Annotated in this window: 2 protein-coding genes; both read left to right on the top strand. The window is 51.9% G+C overall.

The features are described 5' to 3' along the window. Positions 1-124 precede the first annotated feature (124 nt). Positions 125-643, top strand: a complete 519-nt coding sequence (locus A1OO_RS06750) for an Hcp family type VI secretion system effector (protein WP_017003152.1) — start codon at positions 125-127, stop codon at positions 641-643. 132 nt (positions 644-775) lie between these two features. Continuing rightward, positions 776-1523 (top strand): type VI secretion system tip protein TssI/VgrG (tssI, locus tag A1OO_RS06745; protein WP_017005033.1); only part of this gene is annotated, 748 nt, incomplete at its 3' end.

Raw genomic sequence — 1523 nt, 5'->3', positions numbered from 1 at the left:
ATTGTAACCCCTTGTTTTTATTGCACCACATAGCTGGCACACCCTTTGCGTTATCTCTTGCGTTGTATCACTCATTTCTCTGTCGGCCATGATTGGCGGGCAACCATTGAATAAGGACATCGCAATGCCAACTCCATGTTATATCGCTATCGAAGGCAAAACTCAGGGCAACATTACCGCGGGCGCTTTCACCGCGGATTCTGTCGGCAACATCTATGTGGAAGGCCACGAAGACCAAATGCTGGTGCAAGCGTTTGACCACATCGTCACCGTACCCACTGACCCACAGAGCGGCCAGCCTTCTGGTCAACGTGTTCACAAGCCCTTCAAGTTCACCGTGGCACTGAACAAAGCCGTGCCGCTGATGTACAACTCTCTGGCCTCAGGCGAGATGCTGCCGAAAATTGAACTCAAATGGTACCGCACCTCGGTGGAAGGCAAGCAAGAGCATTTCTTCTCGACCATCCTGACGGACAGCACCATCATCGATATCGATTGCCAGATGCCCCATTGCCAAGACGCGAACAAGAAAGAGTTCACCCAGCTGGTGACTGTCTCTGTCGCATACCGCAAGATTGATTGGGAACACACAGTAGCAGGAACGTCAGGTGCCGATGACTGGCGTGCGCCGGTTGAAGCCTAAGGCTTCGCTGCATAAGGCTCAGCTTCCTCGTTTTCGAAAGAATTGAGCCTTTAGTGCCCAACCCGCCCTTGAGCGGGTTTTGTCGTCAAGCAATGACGCCTGACGATACCTCGTTTTAAGCTGGGATGGTTTATGGCTACGGAAAGCGGTCTGCAATTTACTCTTCATGTTGAAGGCTTACCTGACGACGCCTTGGCGGTGGTCGAATTCTCGGGGGCATCAGCCTTGTCTGCCCCGTTCCTGTATCAGGTGAAACTCGCCAGCCGCACTGACACTTTGACTGACCATGACGTTGTTGACCGCAATGTCTCTTTGATGCTGTGGAAAGACGGGGAGTTGGTTCAACGCTTTCATGGGGTTGTGCGCAGCTTTACCCGCGGTGACACGGGTTTCAGTCATACTCGTTATGCCCTTGAAATGGTGCCTGCCCTTTCGCGTTTGTCCCTTCGCCATAACAGCCGCATTTTCCAACAACAGTCTGTCCCTGAAATCATCAGTATCTTGCTGCAAGAAATGGGCATTGATGAGTATGCGTTTTCGGTGTCTGGCTCGCCGCAAGTACGCGAATACTGTGTGCAGTACCGTGAATCGGACCTGGAATTCTTAGCGCGTATCGCGGCCGAAGAAGGCTTGTTCTATACCTTCTTGCACAGCAAAGACAAACACACGGTGTTGTTTTCGGATGACACTCAGACGCTGTCTCACTCTTCGCTGACACTCCCGTATAACGCCACCGTGGGCGGCACGGCCAGCTCAGCCTTTATCAAAGGCTGGCAACGTTCAGCGAAAACTCGACCTTCCTCTGCGCAGCTTAAAGATTATAGCTTTAAAAAACCGGCTTATGGCTTTTTGCATGACCATCCCGGTACAGAGATGGATT

This window comes from Enterovibrio norvegicus FF-33 (assembly GCF_000286835.2).
In the GTDB taxonomy this organism is placed as follows: Bacteria; Pseudomonadota; Gammaproteobacteria; order Enterobacterales; family Vibrionaceae; genus Enterovibrio; species Enterovibrio norvegicus_A.
The sequence above is the reverse complement of the archived record's forward strand: the minus strand, read 5'-3'. Positions and strand labels throughout refer to the sequence as shown.

What these genes read in the sequence shown, in the direction of transcription:
- A1OO_RS06750 (WP_017003152.1), top strand. Translation starts at nt 125, where the DNA reads ATGCCAACTCCATGTTATATCGCTATCGAAGGCAAAACTCAGGGCAAC.